A 25,939-nucleotide genomic window follows, 5' to 3' on the forward strand; every position below is an offset into this window, starting at 1 on the left:
ATCGGCCCAATGGTGATCTCGGACCGGGCGTGCAGCCGCTCGCCCAGCGCGCTGATGACCGGGCTGATGCGCTTGCACGGCCCAATGAACAGGTAAGCTCGAGCGTCCTTGGCCGGCTTCCCGCTCGCAAGCATGCCGACTAGGGTGACCGCAATGAAGCAGGGCGTCATCGTCGCCCACCTCGCGGCGGATTTTCGTGCGTGTCGTCGTGGTGGTTCAGTACGTCAGTGAGCCGCTGGAGCACCTGCGCGAACTGGCTAGCGTGCTGCGCCTCCTCCGAGGTCGTGTCCGCCCGGATCGCCACGGTCAGATCCTTGATCGCCGCGGTGAGGTCGACCACCGCCATGCTGTCGGACAGCGCTGTGCCAGCCACCTGCGCCACGTCCCGCGCTACCTCTGGCTTCAGCGCCTCCGCCTTCTGCGTCTCGATGCGGTAGTCGAAGAAGGTCATCAGGAAGCCGGTCAGCGGGACGAGGAGGGCGGCGGCTGCGGCGCTGACCGCGACGATGATCGCGGGCCAGGTATCAAGCTGCGGAAGAGGATCAGGAGCTGCCGCCACCGTTCTGCCTCCTGCGTGCTCTGAACCCGAACGTGTCTTCCGCCGCCATGTCGCTGGCCGCGCGTCCTGAGGCGTGCAGCTGGGCGAAGGCGAGGATGGTGTAGACGGCGACGTCCGTCGTGATGGGCGGCGCTGTGAGCAGGAAGCCGAGGGCGATCGCGAGCCAGAACACGAAGCCGCCGAGGCAGCCCAGGGTGCGGATGAGCGAGGTTTCGCGCCCGCGCCGCCCGTTCATCCAGAGCGCTAGGAGACGGACGGAGCCGAAGAACAGGCACAGCGCGCCGCGCCTTCCACTCGCTGATGAGCGAGGCGATGACACGGAAGCTCTCGTTGCCGAAGGTGTTGGTCGGCGCAGCCAGCACGAGGCCGACGGCGATCAGCGAGAGCCAGATTTCAGCCCAGCGGGACTGTTCGTAGCGGAGCGCACGGCGGATCCGCTCGTTGATGGCGGGATCGGGTCATAGACCAGCATCCGCTTGCCCTTTCCGATCCGTCCCGTCCGTGCGGTGTGGGGCATGCTCAGCGCTGAACCATCTCGTCCGCTTGCCGCAACTCGTCGGCAGACGGCGGGGCAAAGCCGCCGATCCGGTCGAGCGCAGGGATCAGCACGTTCTGCTCGCTGGCATAGTCGTCGAGATCGAGCTTGCGGAACATGCCGGCTGCGATGCCGTCCGGACCGCCGGCCGCCTTGATGACCGCGGGCGGGGCCGTGTCGATGATGTACTGCGTGCCCTTGGCGATCACCGGCACCGCCACACTGGCCGACAGGGTCTTGCCCTTGGCCGCGCCCTGGACCGCGTTCAGACCGAAGCCGACGGCCGCCTCGAGCATCATCTCGACGCGCCGCTGCGAGAGGAACAGGGTCGCCCACGGGTAGACCTTGCGGATGGCCTGGATGACGTAGCCGGCGATGATCGGGATGAGGATGGTGAGGATCGGCTCGCGCAGGGACACAGCGAGCGCAACGAGCCAGTCGCCCCAGGGTGCGATCACCGCCTTGTCGCCGACGGTGGCGATCTCAGCGGCGAGGGCGGGCGACACGAAACAGGCGAGCGCCAGCGCCGCGAGCAGAAGCACACGGGTCATGGTGATGGTCCTGATGGTGGGGATGCGCGGCGGGCCCGGCCGGCTCGGTCACTACTATCGTGCTAGGTAGGGGACTCATTCAGGTCCATGCAACGACGCAGGACACGAGCGCGACGGCGGCCAGATAGTTGCAAGACAAGCGGTCATAGCGGGTCGCGATGCGCCGCCAGTTTTTGAGATGGCCGAATAAGCGCTCGATCCGATTGCGCCGCCGATATGCGATCCGGCCGTACTTGTAGGGGACCGTCCGGGTGGCCGTGGATGGGATGGTGGCGATCACCTTGCGGCTCTTCAGCCAATCCCTCAGGCTCTGTGCGTCGTAGGCCTTGTCGGCAATCAGGCGCTTGGGCGGCACGACGGCCTGCAGCAGAGGCAGCGCCATGCTGATGTCGGCCACGTTGCCCGGCGTCAGGGCGAACGCAACCGGTCGGCCACGACCATCGGCCAAGCAATGGATTTTGCTCGTGAACCCGCCGCGCGAGCGGCCGATGACTTGGCTCCAGGCCCCCCTTTTCCGCCGGATGCCGAGCGGTGTGCCTTCACGTGAGAGGCATCGAGCATCAGTTCCTCGGGGACAGGACCTGCGGCAGCGATCCTGGCAAACAAGCGCTGCCAGACACCGCGCTGAGACCACCTATTGTAGCGGTTGTAGATCGTCGTGTGTGGGCCATAGGTGGAGGGCGTGTCCTGCCAACGGCATCCGACCTTCAGCACGTGCAGGATGCCGCTGATGACCCGCCTGTCATCGACCCGAGGTTTGCCCGGTTGGCCGTGAGGCAGATGGGGCTCAATCCGCGCCCAAGCCTCATCCGAGAGCCAGAACAACCGTGCCATCGCGATCCTCCTGCGCTGGAAACCCCAAACCCAGGAAGAAAACGCAAGCGGACGCAAATGGTTGTATGAGTTCCCAACCTAGTCCGAAGGAGCTACTTGAGCGTCCTGGGAGCAACGGGCACGAAGGACTCGGCCTGCAGAACATCCGCGCCACGGTGCAGGTCGCAGATGACGGGCTGGTGCAGGGGCGCCGGCCCGTTGCCATCTGGTCGGACTCTGGCGTTCTGGGCCAGCACCCCGATCGCAGTAAGCCACTATGTTCGGCTGAGCCCCTCCGGTGCGAGGTGTATAAATCGGTGTCGTGATACCGCAGGTCGCCTTCCAATACTGCGGCAAGCGACCGGCGGGTCGGTATTAAGGTTCCCCTTGAGTGCCGACCCGCTGCACTTACGCTTCACTCACGCCCGAGCGCGCGGTGCAGATGCAAGTTTCAACGCTCTAGCTTGCATTCATTATAAGAATCGGACGCATCTTGATCTTTTTCCCAAAGCGTTAGCAGGAGTTTGCTGCCGTTCTGTCTGTTGCCGGTCAGCTCCTGGACAGACGGCCAGCGGGTCGGTGCCTTAGAGGGGGCGCTAGGGGCCGGCCCGCTGCTTTTAGGCCTCGCTCACACCCGAGCGCGCGCCGGCGATCGTCGTCGGCAGCTTGTGCGCCGCCGGCAGCGGCATCGCCGTTTGCTCCTGAAGGCCCGAGGTCATACCCGCGCGCCAAGAGCGCGCGCTGGATCTCAGCGACGTCCATGTTGGTGTTCTCCGATATGGAGGAATGCTCGGCATCACCCGGCCGGCTCGGGAAAAATTCAACTAGAAATATCGTTTGTCATTTCAGTGATGCTCACTGATTGGCAAAATTCAGTGCCGCTGCGCTGATTCAGTCTGGCCAGCGGTCGGCGGGCCGGTGATCGAGTCCCCTCTCACCCGGCCCGCCGCCACCTACGACCTCCGACGGCCATTGTAGCTTTCGCTGATGTATTGGGAAGATATTCTGGTTGTATGGTAGGATTTCACAGGCTGGTTTGCGCCAGTATGGGCGCGAGTAAGCCGTGTTGAGGCCGAGCGAGGCGGTCTTTTTTCTGCTTTGATCTTCGATCAGACGGCGCCTTTAGCCCTGAGGTGGCGCACAGCCGAACAATCGGTGCGCGAACTCTTGACCCTTAGCTGATTTTAAGCGCTGATCCCTCGAAGAGCTGCTCTGCACCCCAAAGCAGACGCCTTGCGGACGGCCATAACATCAACAGGATCGGGCACATCGGCGAGCGGTGAGGAGGTGAAGCCAAGCCGGTCCCGTCGCCCGCCGCCTGATCAGTGGTGCGCGACAAGCATCCAAATGGCCATGCCGACCATCATCAGGTTCTCGGTCAGCGAGACGAAGCCGAGCGGAACGCTGCCCGAGCCGCCGACGCAGGCGCACTTTATCTCGCGATGGTCGATGTAGACCGCCTTGACCACCGAGACGGCGCCGAGGGTACCGATGAACAGGGCCACCGGGATCGACAGCCAGTTCAAGGCGCCCGCCACCATCAGCACGCCGGCCAGCGCCTCGCAGAACGGGTAGGCGTAGGCGTAGCGGACCCAGCGCTGGGCGAGCAGGTCGTAGCCCAGGAACATCGAGGAAAAGGTCTCGACGTCCTGCAGCTTGAGGATGGCCAGCACGCACATGCTGAAGGCGATGAACCATTCGCCCGCCCTCATCGTCAGCGGCGTCCCGTAGGCCGCGTAGCTCGCCGCCAACGCCATCAGGGCGGTCATGGCGAACACGGCGACGACGGGCGTGTAGCTAGTCGCGTCCGGGTCCTTGACCGCCCTGCCGAGATGACGCCGCAGGTCGTTGTAGCCACCGATGCGCTGCCCGCCGATGAAGGTTTGCGGCGTGGTCTTCACGTCGTGCTCGGCCTTGAAGGCGTCGGTCTCCTCGCGCGTCGTTAGCCAGTGATCGTCGACCGTGAAGCCCTCTCGTTCGAGCAGGTCCTTGGTCTTCAGTCCGTAGGGGCAGACGTGCTTCTCCATCACCATCCGGTAGACGATGGCCCTGCGGGTGGTGTCGAGCATGGATCGGCTCCTCGTTGCCGGTGGTCCTGTTCGAGGGACAACCCGCGAACCGTCGGATCGGGCACGGGCGGAGGTGACGCGTCCGCCGGCTCCGCCCGGGAGGCCCGCCGAAACCCGTGACGGTCAGCCTGCCAAGTCGCCGGCGACGTTGGCCACCGCCAGCAGGCAGAGGCCCGCGAGCAAGGACGTCGCGACGACGGCCAGGACCAGATCGGACGCGCGCGCCGCCGCAGGGCGTGGCCCGAAGGCAAGTTGCCGCCAGCGGCCCTTGCGAAGCATGGAACGGGACATGATGGGCCTCCTGCGCCCGGTTCGCGCCGGAACATGCGAATCTGGGGGGACCGCCGGCGCTCGCGAACGACCGGCATCAGGACGCTAGGATACAGGCCAGGCCGACGAGCAGGAGCAGACCCACCGCCATCCCGCACGCGGCCCACAGCGGCCACGAGGTGGCGCCGTCGCCGTTGTCGTTGGCCGGACGCGGCAGCTCGCTCGGCCAGCGCCGCCACCGTCGGCAGGTCGACGGGGCCTGCAGGACCGACGGACCCGATCCGGCGTCATGGCGATGGCGACACGACATAACCGGTATATCGGGTGCCGCGGTCGCCCGTGACAGTGCCGCCAAGGCCGCACCGGAGATCCGCCTCGGCCGATGCCAGGCCGCCGCCGAGGCGTGCCCAGTCCTCGATGGACGCGTCCGCCGGGACCGTCGGCACCTGGGCGTCGCCCGTGCCGACCGCGCTTCCGGTCTCCGCCCGTCTTCCCCAAGCGAACCAAGCCTTCCGAACGATGGCTGTCCTCATGTCTCTCCCTCGTCCCTGTGAGCGGGGCGGGCCGGGCACAGCCGCCCACACGATGGCGGAAGGGTCGGCGGCTCCGGTTTAAGCTTTCGTGAACCAAACCGGCCGCGCAAGCCGAACCCGAGGCGGCGCCCTCAGAGGTGTCAGGTTTGTCCCGACAGGAATGCGGTCTTCTCCGACTGCGCACCCATCCCCCGCGCCACAGATCACTCGGTGAGCGGGGAGAGAGGGGCGCCGAGCCCAAGCGTCCCCGGCGGTCCGGCGCAGGAACGTCCGGCCCGCGGCCAGACAATCGGACACCCTGTCGAACCCGTCACGGTCGTGGCCCGCAAGGGTCAGCCACCACCATCACGGAGCTGAAACCGATGAAACGTCTCGCACTGGCCCTTGCGGCCGTATCGAGCCTGATGCTGTTCTCGCCGTCGAGCGAGGCGCGGCCCTTCGGCAGGGGCCATGGCTTCCACCATGGCGGCTTCGCCGGCCACCACGGCGGCTTCCGAGGCGTCCGCCACGGCTTCCGTGGACACCGTTCGGTCGGCTTCCGTGGCTATCGCCGCGGCTTCGGCGGGTACCGTCGCGTCGGCTTCGGAGGTCCGCGCTACGGCTACGGGCGACGCTACGGCTACCGCCGCGGCTATCCCGGTCTCGGCCTGGCGGCCGGCCTCGGGCTCGGCCTCGCCGCAACGGCGGCCCGGCCGGCCTACTACGGGGGATACGGCGGCTACGGCTATGCCCCGGTCGGATACGGGTACGGCGCCCGCGGCTCCTACTGCACCTGCGGCTACTGATCCCCGTCGAGGAGACCCGGCATTTCTGCCGGGTCGCCACCCATTTTCGACTCCCTCGGCGTGCGCCGGTCCGACCTCGGGACGGGTCGAGCCCACGTCGGCATAGACAGGTGAAATCGATGAAGAACCTCGCACTCGGCGTGTTCCTCGCGAGTTCCGTGCTCGCCAGCCCCGCGCTCGCCCAGGACAAGGCGGCGCAGCCGCCCGCCGACGCCCAGACCAACCAGATGAAGACGCCGCCGGCCGGCACCGCGATGCCGACCTCGGCCGGCGGCATGGGCGGCATGACCATGGCCGACACCGCGACCGCCAAGATCAAGTTCGTCACCGCCAAGCCGGCCGAGGTGACCTCGTCGAAGCTCGTCGGCAAGAACCTCTACAACAACAAGAACGAGGCCATCGGTGAGGTCGAGGATCTCGTCATCGACAACGGCAAGACGGTGACCGGCGTCGTCGTCAGCGTCGGCGGCTTCCTCGGCATGGGCGAGCGCTACGTGCTGGTCGACCCCTCGTCGATCTTCCTGCACAAGGCGGACGGCAAGCTCAAGGCGATGGTCGACACCGACAAGGACGCCCTGAAGAACGCGCCCGAGTTCAAGTACAACAAGAACTCCTGACCCCCGGCGCGTGGTCCCGTGTCCGCGGGGCCACGCCCAAGCATTCCAGTACCCGGGCGGTGTCGGGATGAACCTGACAGGTGTCGGTGAGAACGGCGACGCCCGGCGAAACCGCTTGTCGCCCGCCAGGATACGGGCGCTACTCGAAGCCGCATCGTAAACGTCGATGTGGTGGAGATAGTGGCGATGCTTATGGACGTCATCAAGCAGGGTTCCCGCGCCCGGGCCCTCGGGCGCCCGCGGGATGCCTGTCCCTACCCGGCGGCCTCCCGCGAGCGCCGGGCCTGGTACGAAGGTTACGACGGATCGACCTGGGACTTCGCAGAGCGAGTTCCCCATCCGGCCGTGACGGCTTGCGGCCCCGCGACCCGGAACGGGGCGGTTGACCCGAACTTGGTCTAGGTCGCGGACCTTTCTCTCGACCCCTGGTTTCCCTGGCCCTAAGGCAGAAATTTGAGGACCGTCGGGAAGGCGGCGGAGAGGCGATGGGACGGAAGCGACCCCGCTCGTTCGAGGGCCGGACCTTCGGGAGCCTCGAACGGGTGGTCACCGCCCTGGTCGAGGCGCGCTTGCAGGACTGTGCGGCCGCGCCGCCGAACCTCGTCGAACGGCTGCGGGACCTGGAACGGAACGCCGCCACCGGGGGCGACCGCCAGGTCCTGCAGGTGATCGCGTCGGGACGTCGCCTCCTCGGCGACGAGCAGACGGTGACCGACCCGCGCGTGCTGACGGATGACGGCATGGCCGGCATGCCTGTCGAGGGCAGCGCGGTCTCGGCCGACCCTGTGGTGGAGAGCATGGCTCGGCCGGTCTCACCGGCGAACACGTCCGCCACGGCCCCGCCTGATCGGTTGCCCCCGCATGTCCGCCGGACGTGAGAACGGCGATGCCGGCCGCCCCGAGATCCATCGCGGCAACGGCAGGACCTTTGTTGCGCTCGCGGTGGCGGCCGCCATTCCCGTGCTGCTGCTCAGCGGCTGGGTGGCGACGCTCATGGCGCAACAGGAACGTGAACTGACCCGCAGCGCCGCCGTGGCGAGCGCGGCCCGGGTGGCCGAGCGCGTCGCCTCCGACATCGCCACGCAGATCGCGGTCCTCCGAGCCGAGGCCGCCTCGGCGAGCCTCGACCGGCCGGACCTCACCGCCTTCTATGCCGAGGCCGAGCGGCTGAGGCGGGAGCACCCGCTCTGGGAGACCGTCGAGCTCGCCGGTCCCGACGGCGTCCAGGTCGTCAACCTGCTCCGCTCCCTCGACGATCAGCTCGGACCCACCGCCGACCGCGCGAGCTTCGATGCGGTGGTACGGACGGGGCGGCCGGTGGTCGGCGGGATCGGGCCGCTCGGGCCGATCTCGGGCAAGCGCCTCGTCGCGCTGCGGGTGCCGGTCGTCCGGGACGGAACGCTCCGCCACGTCCTCTCGGTCGGTCTCGCCACGAGCGCGGTCAGCGCGATCCTTCGCGACGCGGGCGCGCCGGAGGGCTGGGTCGGGACCATCGTCGATGCGGCGGGCAACACCATCGCACGCACCCGGGCCGAGGCGGAGGAACTCGGCCACCCGGCCGGCGCCGCCCTGCTGGCGGCGATCCGGCGGGAGCCGCAGGGCTTCTACACCGGATCGACGCTGGAAGGGCCGGATGTCGAGGTCGTCTACCGCACCCTGAAGGACACCGGTGGCTGGTCGGTGCATTTCGGTATGCCGGTCGCCACGCTGAACGCGCCGGTTTCGCGTTCCTACCTCCTGCTGGCCGGCGGCAGCGTGCTGAGCATCGGCCTCGGCCTCGCATTGGTCGGGCTGGTCGGGCGCGACATGGCCCAACGGAGGGCGGGCGAGCAGGCACGCTTCGCCCTCGCCCTGCGGTCGAGCGAGGAGCAGGGCGCCGTCGCCGCCGAGGCCGCGGAGCTCGGCACCCTACGGTGGGATACGGCCGAGGAGACCGTGACGGCCTCCCGACGCGCCGCCGAGCTCTTGGGTTGGGAAGCGGAGGTGCCGGAGGGGCGCGAAATGACCGCGGATGCCGACATCGCCTTCCGGGCGGTCGACGCCGGCGACCGGGAGCGGATGGCGGCGGAGATGCGGCGAAGCCTCGCCGAGGGCAAGCCCCTCGATGTGGAGTTCCGGGTCTTTCAGGCTGGTTCGGTGTCGCGCTGGGTGCGCCTGACCGGGCGAGCGCCTCGGCTTCGGCAGGGGGACCCCGCGGGCCTCGTCTACGGTGTGGTCTCGGACATCGAGCCGCGCAAGCGCGCGGAGGCGGAGCGGCTCGACCTGCTGCGCCGCCTCGGCGAGGCGCAGGAAAACGAGCAGCGCCGGATCGCCCGCGAGCTGCACGATCAGGTCGGCCAGACGGTGACCGGCCTCTCGCTCGGTCTTAAAGGGCTGGAGCGGCTGCTCGACGCGCAGGAAACCTCGGCCGAAGCCGGACGGCAGATCCAGTGGCTGCAGCGCCTCGCCGGCGAGATCGGGCGCGACATCCATCGTGCCGCCGTCGACCTGCGCCCGACCGCCCTCGACGACCTCGGGCTGCGCGAGGCGCTGGCGACGCTGCTGCGCGAGTGGGGACAGCGCCACGGCGTCCGATCCGACCTGGAGTTCGTCGGGGATGCGTCGCGCCTTCCAGCGGCCGTCGAGAGCGCGGTCTACCGAATCGTGCAGGAGGCGCTCACCAACGTGCTCAAGCACGCCCGCGCGGCGACCGTCAGCGTCTGTGTCGACCGTCGCCCGGACGAGGTCCAGGTGATCATCGAGGACGACGGCGTCGGCTTCGAACCGGGCCCTGCCGTTTCCGTGGGGCGCACGCCGACGGAGCCGCGGCTGGGTCTCTCGGGCATCCGCGAGCGTTTGACCCTCCTGAACGGCACGCTCACGCTGGAGGCATCCCCGGGCGTCGGCACCACGCTGTTCGTCCGCATCCCGGTGGCGCCCGCCGCCTGACCCACGAGAGGGACCAGCATGGACCGTATCCGCGTCGTCCTGGCCGACGACCATCCGGTCGTCCTCGCGGGCATCCGGACGCTGCTCAACGCCGACCCCGAGGTCGAGCTCGTCGGCGAGGCCACCGACGGCGGCGAGGCGCTGCCGATGATCCGCGCCGTCGCGCCCGACGTCGCGGTGATCGACGTCTCGATGCCCGGCCTGAACGGCCTAGAATTGACGGAGCGGGTGACGGGCGAATGTCCCGGCACCCGGGTGCTCGTGTTGACCGTCCACGAGGACGCGGCCTACGTGCAGCCGCTGATGAGGGCCGGCGCGCGCGGCTACCTCCTCAAGCGCTCGGCCGCGGACGACCTGCTCCGGGCGGTCCGGGCCGTGGCCTCCGGCGGCGTCTACCTCGACCCGTCCATCGCCGGCCATGCCCTGGCAGTTCCCTCCGGGTCGGACGGGCGCCCGGGTATGGTTGAGGGCCGCGAGCCGTTGAGCCCGCGCGAGGCCGAGACCCTCCGCCTGATCGCGCAAGGCTTCAGCAACAAGGAGATCGCCCGGCGCATAGACGTCAGCGTGAAGTCGGTCGAGACTTACAAGGCGCGGGCCGCCGAGAAGCTCGGGTTGCGGACCCGCGCCGAGATCATCCGCTACGGCGCCGCGCACGGCTGGTTCGATGCGCTCGCCCTCCGGTGACGTAGTAAGCTCGTAATCGGTTTCCCGGAATTTGTGATGACTGCGGCGGGGCATCGATGCCTTGGTCGACCTCGACCGGGCGGATCAACCCATGGCCATTCCTCCGCGTACCCGGACGAAGCGGACGTACCGCTCCTCAAGGTCGGCGAAGTCTCTCGGGTCGGCGACGTCGCGCCGCGCTGCGGCCAGGACGAGGTCGGCATGGCGCCCGAGTTCGGACAGCCGCGTCGTCAGCCGCTCGACCTCCGCGGTCTGGGTCAGAACCTCCAGCATCCGCGCGAGCACATGCACCGAACCGGCGGCGTTCTGGCGGATCATGTGGAACATCGCGTCGCACAGGCCGTCGTAGTCCGTCACCGGATGGACGAGTACGATGCGACCCTCGCGCGCGACGGCCCCGGTCGGCAGGTGGCGGGGCGCGATCCGGCACAGGGCGTCGCCCAGGTGGTCCAGCACGCTGCCCGCCGTCATCGGGTCGTTGATGCCGGGCGAGAGCGCCCGCACTGCGATCTCGACGAGCTGCCGCACCGAGTATTCCAGGTCCTGAAGCGCCGCGGGGCGGCGCCCAAAGGTGAGCGCGCGGCCGACGGCCTCGGCGGCGTCCTCAACACCCGCGGAGAGGAAGGCGACTGGGAATCCCCGTGGCACGAAATCGCCCGGACGAACCCTCAGGGCAAGGACGACGCGCCGCTCGTGCGCCCAGTCGGCGAGGCCATCCGTGTCGATCGCCTGCAGGTAGCCGCCGTCCGCCGGCGCGACCGGGGCGCCGCGCGGGGCTTCCGTCGGTGGCTGGACGTCGGCCTCTTCGCGGGTCCGCGCCTCGACGGCCGCGCAGAGGTCGCGGTGGACGGCGTCGACCACCGTCTCGACGTTGATGCTGGTGGCGACGTGGTGGACGAACCAGACCAGCGTCCCGAGGGAGACCAGCGCCAGCAGCACGGCACCCGAAATGGCGAGGTGCGGGACGAAGGTCTCCTCCTCGACGGTTCGCACCGTGCGCAGCACCATCAGCGCGTAGGCAAAGGTGCCGAGGAAGATGCCAAGCACGAGTTGGTTGCGGGCGTCGCGCACGAAATTGCGCAGGAGCCGCGGCCCCATCTGGTTTGAGGCCAGCGTCAGCGCGGCGATGGTGATGGAGAAGGTGGTGCCCGCCACCCCGATGGTGGAGGAGGCCACCGCGCTGAGCAGCGCCCGCGCCCCTTCGGCGCCCCCGGCCCAGCCCCAGTCCGCGTCCGAAGAGGACGGGTCGTAGCCGGCGATGTGCGCCGTCTCCAGCCACACGGCGACCTGAGCCAGGCCGATGCAGGCGAGCACGACGAGCGCCGGCCGCAGCCAGAACTGGTCGCCCAGGAACTCGATCCAGGCTCGTATCCTTGCCCTCACCGGCAACCCTCCCGTTCCGCCGCCCGAACCAGGGTGGGTGGCACTTTCCCGTTCATCGACATCGGCTCAATCCTCCGTTTCCTCCCGGGCGAGCCCAAACCGCTTGAGCGTGGTGATCAGCACCAGGATGGCCAGACCGAAGCCCATGGCCGCCGCGAGCAGCGTGAACTGCGCCGCGCCGGCCACGATGCCGGCCGAGGCCTCGAGCCACACGCTGGCGGCCGTCGTGAGGTTTCGGACGGTCCGCTCGGCGTCGCCCTTGGCGACGAAGATCGTACCGGCTGCGATGAAGCCGATGGCCTGTGCAAGCCCCTGAATGACGCGCAGGGGATCGGCGTCGCCGCCGCGGACCTGCACGTCGGCGTAGAGGCTCAGGGCCGAGGTGGTGATGACCGCGGCACTCAAGGCGACGAGGGCGTGCGTACGGATGCCGGCGTCCTTGCCCTTGCGCTCCCGCTCGAAACCGAGCGCCAGCCCACAGACCGTGGCCGAGCCAAGTCGCAGGAGGATGTCCGGCAACGAGATGGCGGTGGCGTCGAGAAGCATGAACGGGTCCGGTCCCCCCGGGAGGTTTGTCGAGTGTTGAGGGTCAACACGCGCCGGCCGCCCCCTTTCCCGGATTGGCCCGCTCGGTTCAGGCCGGGCTCGGCCGCGCGCGTTGCTCCCTCGAGGTTGCGACCAGGAGGACGAGCGCCCCGGAGATCATGCAGGCGACCGAGCCGGCGAGCACGCCGATCTTGACCCCCGCCTCCAGGGCCGGCGCGTCCGCGAAGGCGAGCAGGCCGATGAACAGGCTCATGGTGAAGCCGACCCTGCAGAGGAGCGAGACGCCGTAGACCTGCGCCCATGTCGCATGGGCCGGGCGCTGCGCCAGCCCGAGCCTCACCGCGGCGAGAACGAGCCCGAACACGCCGGCCTGCTTGCCGACGAACAGGCCGAGCGCCACGCCGAGCGTCACCGGGTCGAGCAGCATGTGCGGGGCGAACCCGGCCAGCGACACGCCCGCGTTGGCGAAGCCGAACACCGGCAGAATCAGGTAGGCCGACCACGGCTGGACCGCGTGTTCGAGGATATGTAGCGGCGAGGTCGGGTCGTCCGGCTTGCCCACGTGAGGACGTGGAGGGGAAGATCACGGGCCGGACCGAGTCGCGAGAGAAGGCTGCGGCGTTCCTAGCAGAGTGGTTCGTTGCCGAAGAGACAGATTGGATATGACCGAGGATGAGCGCGCCGCTGCCGAGATGCGCGGCCTGCTCGGCTTCGCCCGGGGGCTCGGCCTGGATGAGACGGCCGTGCGGGAGATCTACAAGGCTGTTGGGCGGGAAGCTGCGGCTGCCGGCGCCAGCGATGACGACCGCATGGCCGAGGTGCAAAAGCAGATGCTCGCCACGAACATCAGCACTCGGCGACTTGTTTCGATTGCCCGACGGCTGACCGAAGGCAAGCCGCGTCCTCTCGGAAAGAATGCTATATGGGGCTCATTCCCAAAGCGGCTTCGCAACATGTCGATGAGCCCGCATAACCGCCATGCAACTTTTAATATTGTTTGGGACATAGTTACCGAACATTAACTACAATTAGCGAGTGCCCGACTCAAATCGAAACCTAGAACACTTGGAGGCTATTGGCTCTGCATGGAAATGTTTAGGAGCTTGCTGTATGGTCTCGTTACCGTTTCCCGACGCTGTTGTTGTTTGGCTCGATCCTAGAAGGCCCGACTTTGGTGTTAAACTAGTCGAGGACGTTCCTGAGGCCCTTTATTCACTGCATCGTCACGGCCTGGAAGAAGCTATCCGCGGGCCTCAGTCGGACCTCTGGAAGTCGGCCGCGGGAGCGCTAGTGAAAGCTGAGGTCGACCCGAGTCAAAGTAACTTAAAGTTGGCTTACGAAGCCTTCCTGCTATTGGCTAAATGCGTCGCCCCCGTTCCAACAAAGATCCGACAGGTAATCTGCCCGAGAGCGCCGCGCGAAAGAATTGCTTCATTCTTCTTTATGACATGACCCTGCGGCCAGTTTTACACTCCGCGGCTCGACGTTGAGAGATAGTCGTCGTTTTGCCCCACAGCGGAGCCATTGACTTTGGCCCTGATCGCGCTGGCATCCTTGCGCCGATCGGGAGCCAATGAATTTCGAATGATGTCAGACTGGCATCCGGTTGTGGTCTCCTTAGATCGAAGGACACGCCGGCCAAACACTGCTCCAACGCTTGCTAGTGCGCTACCAGTCCACAATCCAGGGCCGAGTGCGCCTGATCGCCGGCCATGCATCGCCACCCGGCGATACTATGTAACCTTCGTTGACTTGTGGTTTTGCGTTTTGCGGGTTACAACCTGAGAGCCAAATCGGCCTTCCTCCGAAGGTTGTAACCGGACGGATTTTGAGACATGAGCGCATCCGCTCTGAAGCCTAAACAGACCACTGAGGCTGATCGCATCGTAGGGCTTAGGATCACCACTCTGCGCAAGGCGCGAGGCCTGAGCCAGACTGCCCTCGGGACCGCTGTAGGCGTGACCTTCCAACAGGTTCAGAAGTACGAAAAGGGCCTGAACCGTGTCGGCGCCGGCCGCCTGAGCGAGATTGCCCAGCTTCTAGAAGTGCCCGTTTCCGCCTTCTTCGAAGAGTCCGACGGCGCTGCCGCCCAGGGGCAGACGGAGGTGTTCGGCTTCCTGAGCACTCCCGGTGCCGTCGATTTGCTGCGCGCCTTCGCCTCGATCGAGGACGACCAGATGCGCCGGGAGGTACTGGCGCTCGTCCGCGGCCTTGCTCGTACCGTTTCAGCAAAAAGCTCGTAAGATCTGAAAGATCCGCCATGTGGTGCCTGCCGCTCCACGCCAGCAGCCGCACCACCTCCTCTGGCGTCTCGCGTGCGTATGTCACGATAGGTCCGATGGCGATCTCGGACCGGGCGTGCAGACGTTCGCCGGGCGCCGTCACCACCGGGCTGATGCGTGTGCTCGGCCCGATGAACAAGTAGGCGCCGGCGTCCTTGGCCGCCGTCTCTCTCGCGAGAATATACGATTAGTCCTTTTCTTTTTGCGGAAAAATTAGGTAACTCATCGGTCCAGCTGATGCTAGCATCAGAATAGCGATTAGATACAAGTGAATGTCTAGCCACGAGAGAAAAACAAACTCTCCGTACAAAATGGCACCGAAGAACAGCAGTTTGAGGGCCATTTGACGCTATCATCACAATTTCGTGATGATAGTATCGGGATCGGATCGTTAACGATCAGGAAATTTTCGCGCAAAAGCTGCGGTCTGTCCGCTTCTGCCACCGCTCACTCGAAATGGCGTGATCTTCGGCCCCACCACTCCTCTAATCACGCTCCCGCTCATGCATGCGGTTTTCGATCGCCCGCTCACGCTCGATGAGACCAAGCAGCTCCGTCTGCCTGTGATCGGCGGCTTGCTCGCCGGCATGAACCACAACCATCCCTTCACGTCGGATGCCCGCATCTACTTCTACACGACGCCCATCTCGCCGACAGTGATGAGGGTCCCCCGGATTTTGGTCCGTCCGAAAGGTGAGCCTCCGGGTCTCTTTGAGGGTCCCCCGGATTTTGGTCCGGCCGGAAGGTGAGCTTCCGGATCTCATTCGGCGGCCTGCAGGGCCGCCGCTAGGGCGAATTCCTGGGGTGTTCGCCACCCCAGGGCGGTGTGAGGACGGCTCTCGTTGTAGTGCCGCCGCCACGTCTCGATCTTGCTCCTCGCGTCGGCCAACGACAAGAACCAGTTCGCGTTCAGGCACTCGTCGCGCAGCCGGCCGTTGAACGACTCGGCCAGCGCGTTGTCGGTCGGCTTGCCGGGCCGTGAGAAGTCCAACGTGACACCGTTCTCGTAGGCCCAGCGGTCGAGGGCTTTCGAGACGAACTCAGGCCCGTTATCGACCTGAATCGCGCATGGTGCTCCGCGCAGCAGCGCCAAGCGGCCGACGACAGCCACGACCTGTTCGCCTTTGATGCCCTGGTCGACCTCGATCGCCAGAGCCTCGCGCGTGAATGCATCGACGACCGTCAGGGCCCGCAGCCGGCGGCCGTCGAACAGCGCGTCGGAGACGAAGTCCATCGACCAGCGTTCGTTCGGCCGGAGCGCAGCAGGCTGACGCTCACGGTGTGCCGCGCTGACGTGCCGGCGCGGCCGCTTGAGCCGCAGGCTGAGGCCCTCATCCCTGTAGAGGCGGTGGACCCTCTTGTGATTCACCCGCCAACCTTCCCGGCGCAGCAGGATGTAGATCCGGAAGTACCCGTAGCGCACCCGGCTCTTGGCCAGATCACAGATGCGCATCCGCAGCGGTGCCTGATCGGGCTTGGTCGAGCGGTAGCGGACGCCCGACCGACCGACGCCGAGCGCGGCGCAGCCGCGCCGCTCGCTCACCCCGTGCGCCTCCTGAACCTGGTGCACGAGCTCGCGTCGCCGAGCAGGCGTCAGAGCTTTTTTGCGAGCACGTCCTGCAGGATGTGCTTGTCGAGGCTCAGATCGGCAACCAGCTGCTTGAGCTTGCGGTTCTCGTCCTCAAGCTGCTTCAGCCGCCGCAGCTCGCCTGTGCCCAAGCCGCCGTAGAGCTTCTTCCAGCGGTAAAACGTCTGTTCGGAGATGCCCATCCGGCGCAGCACCTCCGCGACCGGTGTCCCGGTCTCGGCCTGCTTCAGCGCGAAGGCGATCTGCTCTTCGGTGAACCTGCTCTTCTTCACGGCTCTGCTCCTCCCCTCAGGGGCTCACACAACCGGAAAACTCGCACTCACGCCGGACCAAAGCGATGGGGGGACGTCAGTCAGGGTCACGGCGTGTAGTTCGGCGGAAGACCCCGCGGAGATGCACGACGGCGCTCAGACTGGAAACGGGAATGCAGCGTACCGCACGAGGAAAGTCGTCGCATCGAGCCATACGAGCGATCTCCCCTCGGTTGTGCACCTTCCAAGCCGAGAAGATGACAGAGTCTTTCCGAATGCTCACCTAGATTACCCGGACCTCGGAATTCAGATGACGGCCCACAGTCCGCGCACTGCGAACAGCCGAGGACGCCACGGCAGCTCGATCAGGCGGCAATCTGGTCTTTCCCCTGAGTAATTTCCTCGGCTCGGACCGGAAACTCCGCTTGAACGGCCTCGGCGACACGAGCCAGCCACGCCTCGGCTCGTTGCGCCCGCATCTCCGCTGCCCGCGTGCGTTCTTCTGCAGCTTCGACGGCTTCCTCGGCCCATCGGCGCAGCTCCCGCTCACGCGCCTCGGCTGCCTCCGCTCGCCCGACCGCAGCGCTCAGCTGCTCGCGGACTTGGGCGACCAGTTCCTGCAAGCGCTTGGTCAGTGCTCGCGTTTGTTGATCGGTCTCTCGAACGTAGCGTCCCGCTGCCTGGATTGCGGCGACCAGCTCTGCTCCGCTCCAGGAATCCCGCGTCGCTTGAAGCGTGGTATTCTCGTTGGCCTGCTCCGGGGGGACCGGCGAATCGACAATGACCGAAGACCAACCTGAACCTTGTTGCGTCGTGCCTTTCCAGTCTGAAGGCGCGTTTTCGCTCATCTGATGTATCCTCCTGCTTTAGCCATAGATGGCTGCCGATCGATCCTCCCCGATCCTGTGGGCCGGCCCGAGGCTTCGGCTCGGATGCTCGTTCAGAACACCTAACTGCATTGCCAACGAACTAAAGGCCCTCAACCAATAGAGTGCACACGCAAGGAGATAGATGTCAGTGTCGCGGATCAGGTGCAGCCGACGCAAATTCCCCGTGTGATTGACGCATCCTCCTCTTGCTCCTTCGTGCGCTTCTCGATGTTCCGTACTGTGGCTGGATCGAGGCTACCTGGCCGTGGCACGACGCGCCCAGTCGGCGCGGTGTTCGGCGCCGTGATCGGGGATCGTGATCCCTCCATATCGCTTGCTCGGCCACTAGGCTGGGCCGAACAAGGGTCCGGCACGTTCGCGGCGCAGACCAGCATCGCCGCAGCAAGGAATCTTGAGCGCATGACAACCTCCATGCTCAGATCTTCCTCCTTGCAATGATCTAGTGCGATCCGCCTCTCGCCAAAAGATGCAACGGATGCAGAGCGCACCGCGTGACTATGAAAAATCAGTATCGCTGCAACGCGGAACCGGGTGAGTGCGTTTTCGTTGCACGGTTGGGGTGGATGATTGTCCCACCTGAAGGAGGTGCAAACCATGCTCTGGAAACTTGCAGGTGCTGCCGTCCTTGCCCTGGGAATATTGGTCGGCACCGGCTCGTCGGCCGAGGCACGCGATGGATGCGGCCCCGGCTTTCACCGGAACTTCTACGGCTTCTGTCGCCCGAACTTCTACGGTCCGGTCTTCTATGGTCCGCCTTGGCGTCGACCCTGGGGATGGCACCGAGCCCGCTTCTACAGGCCGTACTGGGATCGGCCCTGGGGCTATCACGGAGTCGGATTCGATCGGCCGTGGCGCTGGCACTATCACGGGTGGCACCATCGGTGGTGAAGACCCGGCAGGTCTGTTTGCCGTCTTGAGCCCGACAACGCCGCCTGCTTAAGCAGGCGGCTTCTTACGACAGCCCCACGGCAGCCCGCCTGCTCACGTCTTGAAGGCACCCTATCCCGGACTATCGGAAGGCTCACCGACACACGATCCTGACGGCCACCACGTCACGATTCAGCGCGCAGCTGCAGTCTCAGCCATATATTCACTCATGCAGGGCTCAACCTCGAATGTGCTGCACTGCAGCAGGTTTGCGATGTTGACCTGACCGGCTGGCTTTGGACCGGGCTGATTGAGAGGATCAGCTAGGACCGAAGGAGTCGGACATGCGACGAGGACAGAAGACGAGCGCAGAGCAGGTCGTGCTGAAGCTGCGCCAGATCGAGGTGCAGACCGCCCAGGGCAAGAGTTTGGCTTTGGCGTGCAAGGAGGCGGAGATCTCGGAGCAAAGCTACTACCGCTGGCGCAAGGAGTACGGTGGCCTCCAGGTCGATCAAGCCCGGAAGATGAAGGATCTTGAGCGCGAGAATGCTCGGTTGCGCCGCCTCGTGGCCGATCTATCCCTGGAGAAGCAGGTGCTGGCGGACGTCGCCTCGGGAAACTTGTAGCCCCCGAGCGACGCCGGCAGGCGGTCGACGGCATTCGGGAGAAGTACGGCCTCTCGGAGCGTCACGCTTGCCGGATCGTCGGTCAGCACCGCGGCACGCAACGCTACGTGCCGACCGTGCCGGCCGACGAGGATGCGCTGACCCGCGCCATCATTGCCCTGGCGTCCGATTACGGGCGCTATGGCTACCGCCGTGTCACCGCGCTGCTGCAAGCAGACGGCTGGCAGGTAGGCAAGGACCGGGTTCAGCGTATCTGGCGTCGCGAGGGGCTGAAGGTCCCCAGCCGACATAGACCCCGAAGCCGCCTCTGGCTGAACGACGGCTCGTGCGTGCGGCTGCGTCCGCTTCACCGTAACCACGTCTGGAGCTTCGACTTCGTTCAGGCGCAAACCCATGACGGGCGAAGCCTGCGCATCCTGACGTTGATCGATGAGCACCGCCGGGCATGCTTGGCGCTGAAGGTGGCACGGCGCATCAACAGCCTTGGCGCGATCGAGGCGCTGGCCGACGCCATGTGCCTGCATGGCATCCTGGAGCACATCCGCTGCGACAACGGCCCTGAGATGATCTCGAAGGCACTGCGCAAATGGGTCGCCAAGACAGGCCCGCAGATCCAGTACATCGCGCCGGGCTCGCCGTGGGAGAACGGGTACTGTGAGAGCTTCAACGGTAAGCTGCGCGACGAGTGCCTGCGCCAAGAAATCTTTTACTCACTTAAGGAAGCCCAGGCCGTGATCGCCCGGTGGCAGAACACCTACAACCGCGTCCGGCCGCACTCGTCCTTGGGCTACCGGCCGCCCGCGCCAATCAGCTTTCCCGATCTGGCCTTCCGCCTACCCTTGGCAGCGGCCATGCAGTAGCCTCTCACTCGGCTCGGTCCAAAATACCGGTCAGGTCACTCTGCCTCGCTCAGAGGAAAGGCCGGATCCGCGGTACGGGGGATGGACGCCGCTGAGGGCGCGCCGTCTGAACCATCATCATCTCGCCGACGTTCTCAGGCGTGATCAGGCCCACGAGCCTGCCAGACGCGTCCGTTACTCCAATTGCCGGTAGCCGTTTCTCCTGCATCAGACGAAGAGCACCTTCGAGCGGCTGGCGGTCCCGCACCACAGGAATGTCGGAACGCATCACTTCCATCACCGAAGTTTCAGGACCTCGGTCACGGAGGGCACGGATCATGTCGTCTCGAGTGAGCACGCCTCGCAGGTGTCCCATCCCATCTACAACGGGGAACTCGTGTTGTGTCGTAGTGATCAGGCACTGCACCGCATCCTCGACCTGACTACCCGGCCGTAGGCTCTCGAAGCGCGTGATCATCACGTCCGCCGCCAGCAAGCCGCGCAAGACTTGGCGCATCTGCACAGCATGAGCTTCAGAGGCAGCACCCATGTAGACGAAGAACGCGATGAACATCAGCAGCGGATTACCGCCAAGTAGGCCCCAGAGGCCGAACACGAAGGCGAGTGCCTGTCCGACGCGGGAAGCGATCTGGGTACCGCGTGCGTAGCCGAGACGATGCGCCAGGATGGCGCGCAACACGCGCCCGCCATCCATCGGAAAGGCCGGGATCAGGTTGAAGGCAACCAGGAACAGGTTGACCCACAGAAGGCGTTCCAGGAGGCTAACCCCGGGGTTGGCAACTTCTGTACCAGCTTCTGAAGCCAAACCGCCAAGCACAAGAAAGAGCAACGCCGCGATGGCGATGTTCACTGCGGGACCGGCAAGTGCAACCACGAGTTCCTGTGTCGGCTTCTCGGGAACTCGCTCTAGGTGTGCGACGCCGCCGATGGGCAGCAACGTGATTTCCGGCGTCTGGATGCCGTAGCGTCGGGCGGCAAAGACATGCCCGAACTCGTGCAGCAGCACACAGAGAAACAGCAGGACGATGTACACGACACTCTGCAGCGCTGCGCCTTGTCCACCTCGGACGAAGGCAACCACGCCGATCCATGCGAGGAAGAGCAGGAAGGTGATGTGGACACGGATCACCGTGCCCTTCACGACGCCAATTGGTAGTGACCAGCCCATTCAGATCCGCCCTCGTGCCCCTTGTGCCGTGCCCGCTGCAGCAGCGTCACGCTTGCTTCCCTTCCCGCCTGGGTTGCACCTCGCCCGGGGCAACTAGCGCCATGCAGACCGGCGGGCGTGCCATTATACCTATCTTTGTCTCGGCTTTCAGTTACAGCCGGCCTGCGAAAGCCAGATGACCGATGAACAGGCTCATGACAACATCCATAGGAGAGCTCCTCAGCCTGATTGGGGGTGCATGACTTCACGACGTCGAAGCCGGAGGGCGTAGGACCTACTCGCCTCAAGCCTCGCAATCGTCAGGTTCCTGAGCAAACTGCCGAAAGAACAAGATCGTTCTGGGAATCTGTTGTCCGAAACAGCTGCCGGACCGTCTGAGGCTGACTTGATGCTGGTCCCTGACAAGGGCAATCAGCTGGCGATCGTCAAGAAAAACGTCCCTCAGCGGGCCTCAGCGTCAGCTTGGGGAGTCCGATCTGTCACGCTGTCCCTGACGCTTGCCAGCACCAGATCGGCATGACGCCGAAGTTCGAGGCAGCGGGCCGCGACGTGGCGGCCACTCTCCCATGTCCTCCGACGGCCGTCCAGGCGCTGATCGCGGACGGGCACCTGATGCACACGGCCAATCGGAGCCCGAAGAACAACCGGCTGCGGAAGGTGATCTCGCCCACAGAGCTTCGGCGCGATGGTCATAATGACTAATAAAGCATCTGACCTTCCGTTTTGACGCAAAAGCACAGGGGATCAGTATCTTCGCCACGCTACTCTGGCTAGGTCACTGGACTGTGTCTTGCCTCATGCTCGTCTAGCACAGCGGAGATTGCCTGCTCGACGTTCTCAAGCCAGACGAACTCGACCGCCGCGCGCGCACTTCGGGGGATCTCTTCGTAATCGCGGCGGTTGCGCGCCGGGAGCATCACCCGCGACAGGCCCGCCGCCGCGGCGGCGACGACTTTCTCCTTGATGCCGCCCACCGGTAGGACCATCCCTCGCAAGGAGATCTCTCCCGTCATGGCCGTGTCGCTGCGCACACAGCGATCCGTGAGCAAGGATGTCAGGGCGCTGAACATCGCCACACCAGCACTGGGCCCATCCTTGGGCGTTGCACCGGCCGGTACGTGAACGTGGATGTCACTCTTCTCGAAGACAGCCTGATCAATCCCAAGCGCCCCGGCTCGGCTCTTAACGAGGCTCAGGGCCGCCTGCGCACTCTCGCGCATGACATCACCCAGCTGCCCGGTGAGGATCAGATTGCCCTGGCCGGGCGCACGCGTTGCTTCAATGAACAGGATGTCGCCACCCACCGGCGTCCAAGCTAGTCCTGTTGCGACGCCGGGCACGCTTGTGCGCATCGCGACCTCGTTCTCGAACCGAGGTGGCCCGAGGACGGAAGCAAGCTCACCAACCCCGAAGCGGACTCTATCCGCACTACCTTCGGCAATCCGGACGGCCGCGTGGCGGAAGAGCCGCCCGATCTCACGTTCCAGGTTTCGAACGCCCGCCTCGCGGGTGTATGCACGGATCATCTCCGTGAGAGCCTGATCCTCGACCTCGACCTGCTCTGGCGTCAGCCCGTTCGCCTCAAGCTGGCGGCGGACGAGGTAGCGGCGCGCGATCTCGTGCTTCTCGTCCTCCGTGTAGCCGGCCAGGCTGATGACCTCCATTCGATCGCGCAGCGGGCTTGGTATCGTGTCCAGCATGTTGGCGGTGGCAATGAACGCAATGCGGGACAGATCGAACGGGACGCCGAGATAGTTGTCGCGAAACGTACCGTTCTGTTCAGGGTCGAGAACTTCCAGCATGGCGGCGGAGGGATCACCTTGGATTCCGCGGCCCATCTTGTCGATCTCGTCGAGCATCACAACGCAATCGCGGGATCCTGCCTTCCGGACAGCTTGGATGATGTTGCCCGGCATCGCACCAACGTACGTGCGCCGATGTCCACGGATCTCGGCCTCGTCGTGCACCCCACCAAGGCTCACCCGGACGAAGCTCCGTCCCATCGCGCGTGCAATCGACTGGCCGAGCGAGGTCTTGCCCACGCCGGGTGGCCCCACGAAGCACAGGATCGGTGCCTTGCCGTTCAGCGCGAGCTTGCGCACCGCGAGGTACTCAATGATGCGCGCTTTGATCTTCTCGAGACCGAAGTGGTCAGCGTCTAGGATCTGCCGCGCCTCGGCAATGTTGATGGGCTTCTCCTTCGGCAGTGCCCAGGGCAGCTCGATCAGCCAATCGAGATAGGTGCGGATCATGCCGGCCTCAGCTGCCGCCTCCGGCATCCGCTCGTAACGGCGCAATTCCTTGCGCGCTTGCGTCTCCACCTCCTCGGGCATCTGCGCCCGCGTGATCGCGTCACTAAGCTCAGCCACCTCCTGCGCTCGGCCGTCGTTCTCGCCGAGCTGGCGCTGGATGGCGGCCATCTGCTCGCGCAGGATAACCTCCCGCTGGCGCTCATCGATGGCCGCTTTTGTCTGAAGTCCGATCTCTTTAGTGAGGCGCAAAACCTCCAGCCGCTCGGCCAAGAGCCGCAGGACCTTATCCATGCGCTGTATGAGATCGACGGTCTCCAGGATTTCCTGCTTCTGCTCCGGCCCGATATCCATGTACGCCGCTGCGAGGTCGGTAAGCGCGGCAGGTGAGGTCGTCGCCTGAAGGGCTGTGATGAGTTCCTGTGGAGCTTGGGGAAGGAGTTGCAGAGCCTCGACGGCCTGGCTCTGCAGGTGACGAAAACGTGCTTCGACCTCCGGTGTCTGGATTTCGGGCTCAGAAATTTGAAGCACCCGCGCGATAGGGAAGGGAGTGCCCGGGAGATAGTCGAGTACGCGGAATCGCTGTGTGCCTTGGAAGATGGCGTGATGGGTTCCATCCGGCGCAGTCATGTACCGGACGATGTTGGCGATCGTACCGAAATGGTAGAGATCGTCCGGGCCAGGATCTTCGATGCTGGCATCCCGCTGCATGAGAATGCCGATAGGACGCTCCTCGCGCACGGCGCGCTGGGCCGCTGCAATGGACTTCGCGCGTCCCAGGATCATCGGACCGATGATGCCAGGGAACAGCACGGTATTCCTGGCAGGCACCAGAATGAGGCCGTCTTCCGGAAGAGTGGGATTTGAAACCGCAGCATGCGGATCGTTCGCGTCGCCGTTGGACGTTCCACAGAGGCTGTCGAGATGAGCCAAGAGAAGCGCCTCCTCAGCGGATCTTATCGAGCTGCACGACGAGGCAGCCGTCGGCCGCGAAGTGTCGGACGGAGTAGCGACCAGTCGGCAGTAGGATCCTGCGCTCGAAGCGCCCCTGCGGCAGCTCAAGTCGATGGATGACGGCGTTCCTCAACTCGGGTGGCAGCACGCGCTTCCCCTGCACGAGAAGACATCCGTCCTCAATCAACGCAGTGACCTGGTTTGGATCCACTCCCGGCAGGGCGATCAGAACGAGGACTGCCCTGTCGGTCTCGAGAACGTCCACTGGCGGTTCCCAAGCAGGTTCGCGCTGCGCAGTCGGGCGTTGAGGCCGGAACAACTCGCGGTGCATTCGCTCCGCTCGCGTCAGGGCGTCGATGGCCTCAGCCAGCATCCAACCTGCCGGGTTCCTGTTCGGCATGCACGTCTCCTGAGATGCGGGTGTCTAGGAAATGCAGTTCGCTTTCTAAAGTGCCCAAGAGGTGGCATTCCTAGGAGATCCGGACAGCCAACGTCGATCTGTTTCAGCGTTCCGCCCTGGCAGCAGAGCTCTGCAGCACTTCCCGGAGCACGGATCGAAGTCCGTGCACCTGATCGAGGAGATCGAGAATGATCCCGATTCCCTCTGCGTTGACTCCGAACTCGTCGCCGAGGTGCCGGATCAGCTGCCCTCGCGCCAGGTCGATCTCCGACAGGCTCGCACTGGACGACCCGGTGTCATCCAGCAAGAGCCAACCCTCGGAAGTCCAGAGCTGGAGCGTTGCGCTCCGGATACCGAGACGACTGCAGAATTCTTCGCGCGTCATGCTTCGCGCTCCAGGTCGCGACGCGGATTGTGAGCAAGCCCGCGCTGCCAGTGTGTGACGAACGTCTCCAGATCCGGATCGTTCTCTGGCAGCACTACCTGCAGGGTGACGTACATGTCGCCATGTCCGCCCTGAGGCCGCGGCATGCCCTTACCGCGCAGCCGCAGCACCTTGCCGGTGTTGGACCCCTTTGGGATCGACATGGTCACCCGACCGGTCGGCGTCGGGACCTCGACGCGACCGCCGAGCACGGCTTCCGTCAAGGAGATGGGTAGATCAAGCCGGATGTCGTCCCCCTCGCGGCGGAACCGTCGGTGAGGACGCACCTCCAACTGGACCAGAGCATCGCCGGGCGGTGCACCGCCCAGGCCGGGCTCCCCCTTGCCTGCCAAGCCCAAAATCTGCCCGTCGCTTACGCCGGCCGGAACGACAAAATCGAGCGCTGTGCCGTCCGGCAGGACGACATGCTTGATAGTGCCGTTCACCGCCTCCAGGAAATCGATCGGAAGTCGCAGGTGGCGGTCGGCTCCGCGCATGCGGAAGCTCGTTCCGGTACGACGTCGTAGGAGCTCCGAGAGGAGGTCGTCCGTGCCGGTCATGTCCTCGAAACCTGCCGCCGAGGCATAGGGATGTCCGTCGCTGGCGTCGGCGAAGTCGCGGTAGAACCGGTGCGGCGGCTTCTCCGTGCCCGACGCGTCGATCTCTCCGCGATCGAAGCGCGCTCGCTTCTCCGGATCGCCGAGGATGTCGTAGGCCCCCGAAATCCGTTTGAACGCCTCGGCAGCCCTTGGATCGCCGGGATTCAGATCGGGATGATGCTTCTTCGCCAGCTTGCGGAACGCCCGCTGGATTTCCTCGGCCGATGCGTCGCGTTTGATTGCAAGAACGTCATAAGGATTGTCGCTCAAGGATCCTGCCTCCGCAAATCATCGTTGCGGCGTGGAATGGAAGAGACCGCGGCATTGAAGCGGCCAATGACATGATCTTAGGGCTGCGCGGGCCGGAGGCGCTGGGGAGCCTGCCTTTCGGACGGACTGGCCCGAGGCCAGACTGACCCTGCCCCCTGTTTGCCCCCGTTCATAACCAGAGTCCGTTCTGGTTTTGGTCCTGTTTGGACCGGGTTGCAAACGCGTTCGGGGTGAGCCC

25 protein-coding genes and 1 pseudogene are annotated in these 25,939 nt (G+C 65.4%); 10 read left to right on the forward strand and 16 right to left on the reverse strand.

From position 1 onward, the window contains the following. Positions 1 to 166: 166 nt before the first annotated feature. The 6 genes from HNR01_RS24420 to HNR01_RS24445 all read right to left on the reverse strand — a co-directional run bounded on the left by HNR01_RS24420 (position 167) and on the right by HNR01_RS24445 (position 4,818). Positions 167 to 559, reverse strand: a complete 393-nt coding sequence (locus HNR01_RS24420; RefSeq protein WP_012455607.1) for a hypothetical protein — start codon at positions 557 to 559, stop codon at positions 167 to 169. Next, positions 543 to 878 carry a hypothetical protein gene (locus tag HNR01_RS24425; protein WP_244409682.1) on the reverse strand — a complete coding sequence of 112 codons (336 nt, stop codon included), beginning with the start codon at positions 876 to 878 and terminating at the stop codon, positions 543 to 545. The genes HNR01_RS24420 and HNR01_RS24425 overlap by 17 nt, the downstream gene beginning before the upstream one ends. Positions 879 to 1,078: 200 nt before the next feature. Further along, the gene (locus HNR01_RS24430) at positions 1,079 to 1,645 is read right to left on the reverse strand and encodes a hypothetical protein (RefSeq protein WP_012455605.1); all 567 of its coding nucleotides are present in this window, start codon (positions 1,643 to 1,645) and stop codon (positions 1,079 to 1,081) included. 79 nt (positions 1,646 to 1,724) lie between these two features. Continuing rightward, a protein-coding gene (locus HNR01_RS24435; RefSeq protein WP_085985407.1) for an IS5 family transposase occupies positions 1,725 to 2,479 on the reverse strand; the annotation gives its coding sequence in 2 pieces (ribosomal slippage) (positions 1,725 to 2,149 and positions 2,149 to 2,479; 756 coding nt in all). Positions 2,480 to 3,780: 1,301 nt separating this feature from the next. Beyond that, on the reverse strand, positions 3,781 to 4,527 hold the full coding sequence (locus HNR01_RS24440; RefSeq protein WP_012455588.1) for a glutaredoxin family protein: 747 nt from the start codon (positions 4,525 to 4,527) through the stop codon (positions 3,781 to 3,783). A gap of 123 nt (positions 4,528 to 4,650) precedes the next feature. Continuing rightward, a complete protein-coding gene (locus tag HNR01_RS24445) occupies positions 4,651 to 4,818 on the reverse strand; it encodes a hypothetical protein (protein WP_012455589.1) in 168 nt (55 codons plus the stop codon). Positions 4,819 to 5,692: 874 nt separating this feature from the next. On the opposite strand from HNR01_RS24445, the gene HNR01_RS24450 reads away from it, so the two are divergent. The 6 genes from HNR01_RS24450 to HNR01_RS24470 all read left to right on the forward strand — a co-directional run bounded on the left by HNR01_RS24450 (position 5,693) and on the right by HNR01_RS24470 (position 10,344). Continuing rightward, a complete protein-coding gene (locus HNR01_RS24450; RefSeq protein ID WP_012455591.1) occupies positions 5,693 to 6,115 on the forward strand; it encodes a hypothetical protein in 423 nt (140 codons plus the stop codon). A gap of 119 nt (positions 6,116 to 6,234) precedes the next feature. Further along, the gene (locus HNR01_RS24455; RefSeq protein ID WP_012455592.1) at positions 6,235 to 6,732 is read left to right on the forward strand and encodes a PRC-barrel domain-containing protein; all 498 of its coding nucleotides are present in this window, start codon (positions 6,235 to 6,237) and stop codon (positions 6,730 to 6,732) included. 192 nt (positions 6,733 to 6,924) lie between these two features. Continuing rightward, positions 6,925 to 7,134, forward strand: coding sequence for a ribosome modulation factor (locus HNR01_RS28100; RefSeq protein WP_312893416.1), 210 nt, complete (start codon positions 6,925 to 6,927; stop codon positions 7,132 to 7,134). Between the two features lie 83 nt (positions 7,135 to 7,217). Beyond that, positions 7,218 to 7,610, forward strand: a complete 393-nt coding sequence (locus tag HNR01_RS24460; RefSeq protein ID WP_012455594.1) for a hypothetical protein — start codon at positions 7,218 to 7,220, stop codon at positions 7,608 to 7,610. Beyond that, positions 7,594 to 9,660 (forward strand): ATP-binding protein, encoded by a 2,067-nt coding sequence (locus HNR01_RS24465; protein WP_012455595.1) that lies wholly within the window; start codon positions 7,594 to 7,596, stop codon positions 9,658 to 9,660. Before HNR01_RS24460 ends, HNR01_RS24465 begins: the two co-directional genes overlap by 17 nt. A gap of 18 nt (positions 9,661 to 9,678) precedes the next feature. Then, entirely contained in the window at positions 9,679 to 10,344 is a 666-nt protein-coding gene (locus HNR01_RS24470; protein WP_012455596.1) for a response regulator transcription factor, read from the forward strand. An 84-nt stretch (positions 10,345 to 10,428) separates the two neighbouring features. On the opposite strand, the gene HNR01_RS24475 is transcribed toward HNR01_RS24470, so the two are convergent. From HNR01_RS24475 to HNR01_RS24485, 3 genes and pseudogenes are all read right to left on the reverse strand, one after another. Further along, positions 10,429 to 11,727: a DUF2254 domain-containing protein gene (locus HNR01_RS24475; RefSeq protein WP_012455597.1), complete on the reverse strand. Its 1,299-nt coding sequence runs from the start codon at positions 11,725 to 11,727 to the stop codon at positions 10,429 to 10,431. A 66-nt stretch (positions 11,728 to 11,793) separates the two neighbouring features. Beyond that, positions 11,794 to 12,273 (reverse strand): MgtC/SapB family protein, encoded by a 480-nt coding sequence (locus HNR01_RS24480; protein ID WP_017487472.1) that lies wholly within the window; start codon positions 12,271 to 12,273, stop codon positions 11,794 to 11,796. Between the two features lie 88 nt (positions 12,274 to 12,361). Next, positions 12,362 to 12,850: pseudogene (locus HNR01_RS24485) on the reverse strand (Na+/H+ antiporter NhaA); the annotation flags it as partial. A gap of 85 nt (positions 12,851 to 12,935) precedes the next feature. Between HNR01_RS24485 and HNR01_RS24490 the strand changes: the two are divergent. Both HNR01_RS24490 and HNR01_RS24495 read left to right on the forward strand, forming a co-directional pair. Further along, positions 12,936 to 13,295, forward strand: coding sequence for a hypothetical protein (locus tag HNR01_RS24490; RefSeq protein ID WP_017487474.1), 360 nt, complete (start codon positions 12,936 to 12,938; stop codon positions 13,293 to 13,295). Between the two features lie 813 nt (positions 13,296 to 14,108). After that, the gene (locus tag HNR01_RS24495) at positions 14,109 to 14,516 is read left to right on the forward strand and encodes a helix-turn-helix domain-containing protein (RefSeq protein WP_017487475.1); all 408 of its coding nucleotides are present in this window, start codon (positions 14,109 to 14,111) and stop codon (positions 14,514 to 14,516) included. 799 nt (positions 14,517 to 15,315) lie between these two features. Here the strand turns inward: HNR01_RS24495 and HNR01_RS24500 are convergent. Then, a protein-coding gene (locus HNR01_RS24500; RefSeq protein ID WP_085987082.1) for an IS3-like element ISMex11 family transposase occupies positions 15,316 to 16,415 on the reverse strand; the annotation gives its coding sequence in 2 pieces (ribosomal slippage) (positions 15,316 to 16,163 and positions 16,163 to 16,415; 1,101 coding nt in all). A 344-nt stretch (positions 16,416 to 16,759) separates the two neighbouring features. Next, on the reverse strand, positions 16,760 to 17,242 hold the full coding sequence (locus tag HNR01_RS24505; RefSeq protein ID WP_157228241.1) for a hypothetical protein: 483 nt from the start codon (positions 17,240 to 17,242) through the stop codon (positions 16,760 to 16,762). 636 nt (positions 17,243 to 17,878) lie between these two features. Between HNR01_RS24505 and HNR01_RS28200 the strand changes: the two genes are divergently transcribed. After that, positions 17,879 to 18,172, forward strand: coding sequence for a GCG_CRPN prefix-to-repeats domain-containing protein (locus tag HNR01_RS28200; RefSeq protein WP_083920737.1), 294 nt, complete (start codon positions 17,879 to 17,881; stop codon positions 18,170 to 18,172). Positions 18,173 to 18,495: 323 nt separating this feature from the next. Next, a protein-coding gene (locus HNR01_RS24510; protein ID WP_085987124.1) for an IS3 family transposase occupies positions 18,496 to 19,637 on the forward strand; the annotation gives its coding sequence in 2 pieces (ribosomal slippage) (positions 18,496 to 18,763 and positions 18,763 to 19,637; 1,143 coding nt in all). 49 nt (positions 19,638 to 19,686) lie between these two features. Here HNR01_RS24510 and HNR01_RS24515 read toward each other — a convergent pair. The 5 genes from HNR01_RS24515 to HNR01_RS24535 all read right to left on the reverse strand — a co-directional run bounded on the left by HNR01_RS24515 (position 19,687) and on the right by HNR01_RS24535 (position 25,701). After that, the gene (locus tag HNR01_RS24515; protein ID WP_012455599.1) at positions 19,687 to 20,805 is read right to left on the reverse strand and encodes a site-2 protease family protein; all 1,119 of its coding nucleotides are present in this window, start codon (positions 20,803 to 20,805) and stop codon (positions 19,687 to 19,689) included. Positions 20,806 to 21,575: 770 nt separating this feature from the next. Next, a complete protein-coding gene (gene lon, locus HNR01_RS24520) occupies positions 21,576 to 23,987 on the reverse strand; it encodes an endopeptidase La (protein ID WP_012455601.1) in 2,412 nt (803 codons plus the stop codon). Positions 23,988 to 24,000: 13 nt separating this feature from the next. Further along, positions 24,001 to 24,408 (reverse strand): Hsp20/alpha crystallin family protein, encoded by a 408-nt coding sequence (locus HNR01_RS24525; RefSeq protein ID WP_012455602.1) that lies wholly within the window; start codon positions 24,406 to 24,408, stop codon positions 24,001 to 24,003. A gap of 103 nt (positions 24,409 to 24,511) precedes the next feature. Beyond that, on the reverse strand, positions 24,512 to 24,793 hold the full coding sequence (locus HNR01_RS24530; protein WP_012455603.1) for a chaperone modulator CbpM: 282 nt from the start codon (positions 24,791 to 24,793) through the stop codon (positions 24,512 to 24,514). Then, on the reverse strand, positions 24,790 to 25,701 hold the full coding sequence (locus HNR01_RS24535) for a DnaJ C-terminal domain-containing protein (protein ID WP_012455604.1): 912 nt from the start codon (positions 25,699 to 25,701) through the stop codon (positions 24,790 to 24,792). The genes HNR01_RS24530 and HNR01_RS24535 overlap by 4 nt, the downstream gene beginning before the upstream one ends. Between the last annotated feature and the right edge of the window lie 238 nt (positions 25,702 to 25,939).

The sequence above is a fragment of the Methylorubrum rhodesianum genome, assembly GCF_014199985.1.
Lineage (GTDB): Bacteria > Pseudomonadota > Alphaproteobacteria > Rhizobiales > Beijerinckiaceae > Methylobacterium > Methylobacterium rhodesianum.

Bases quoted from the DNA above. Each gene is read 5' to 3' on its own strand.
- HNR01_RS24470 (WP_012455596.1), top strand. From the start codon at position 9,679: ATGGACCGTATCCGCGTCGTCCTGGCCGACGACCATCCGGTCGTCCTC.
- HNR01_RS24515 (WP_012455599.1), bottom strand. From the start codon at position 20,805: ATGGGCTGGTCACTACCAATTGGCGTCGTGAAGGGCACGGTGATCCGT.
- HNR01_RS24460 (WP_012455594.1), top strand. From the start codon at position 7,218: ATGGGACGGAAGCGACCCCGCTCGTTCGAGGGCCGGACCTTCGGGAGC.
- HNR01_RS24480 (WP_017487472.1), bottom strand. From the start codon at position 12,273: ATGCTTCTCGACGCCACCGCCATCTCGTTGCCGGACATCCTCCTGCGA.
- HNR01_RS24495 (WP_017487475.1), top strand. From the start codon at position 14,109: ATGAGCGCATCCGCTCTGAAGCCTAAACAGACCACTGAGGCTGATCGC.
- HNR01_RS24525 (WP_012455602.1), bottom strand. From the start codon at position 24,408: ATGCCGAACAGGAACCCGGCAGGTTGGATGCTGGCTGAGGCCATCGAC.
- HNR01_RS24465 (WP_012455595.1), top strand. From the start codon at position 7,594: ATGTCCGCCGGACGTGAGAACGGCGATGCCGGCCGCCCCGAGATCCAT.
- HNR01_RS24440 (WP_012455588.1), bottom strand. From the start codon at position 4,527: ATGCTCGACACCACCCGCAGGGCCATCGTCTACCGGATGGTGATGGAG.
- HNR01_RS24530 (WP_012455603.1), bottom strand. From the start codon at position 24,793: ATGACGCGCGAAGAATTCTGCAGTCGTCTCGGTATCCGGAGCGCAACG.
- HNR01_RS24445 (WP_012455589.1), bottom strand. From the start codon at position 4,818: ATGTCCCGTTCCATGCTTCGCAAGGGCCGCTGGCGGCAACTTGCCTTC.
- HNR01_RS24430 (WP_012455605.1), bottom strand. From the start codon at position 1,645: ATGACCCGTGTGCTTCTGCTCGCGGCGCTGGCGCTCGCCTGTTTCGTG.
- HNR01_RS24450 (WP_012455591.1), top strand. From the start codon at position 5,693: ATGAAACGTCTCGCACTGGCCCTTGCGGCCGTATCGAGCCTGATGCTG.
- HNR01_RS24490 (WP_017487474.1), top strand. From the start codon at position 12,936: ATGACCGAGGATGAGCGCGCCGCTGCCGAGATGCGCGGCCTGCTCGGC.
- HNR01_RS28200 (WP_083920737.1), top strand. From the start codon at position 17,879: ATGCTCTGGAAACTTGCAGGTGCTGCCGTCCTTGCCCTGGGAATATTG.
- HNR01_RS24455 (WP_012455592.1), top strand. From the start codon at position 6,235: ATGAAGAACCTCGCACTCGGCGTGTTCCTCGCGAGTTCCGTGCTCGCC.
- HNR01_RS28100 (WP_312893416.1), top strand. From the start codon at position 6,925: ATGGACGTCATCAAGCAGGGTTCCCGCGCCCGGGCCCTCGGGCGCCCG.
- HNR01_RS24505 (WP_157228241.1), bottom strand. From the start codon at position 17,242: ATGAGCGAAAACGCGCCTTCAGACTGGAAAGGCACGACGCAACAAGGT.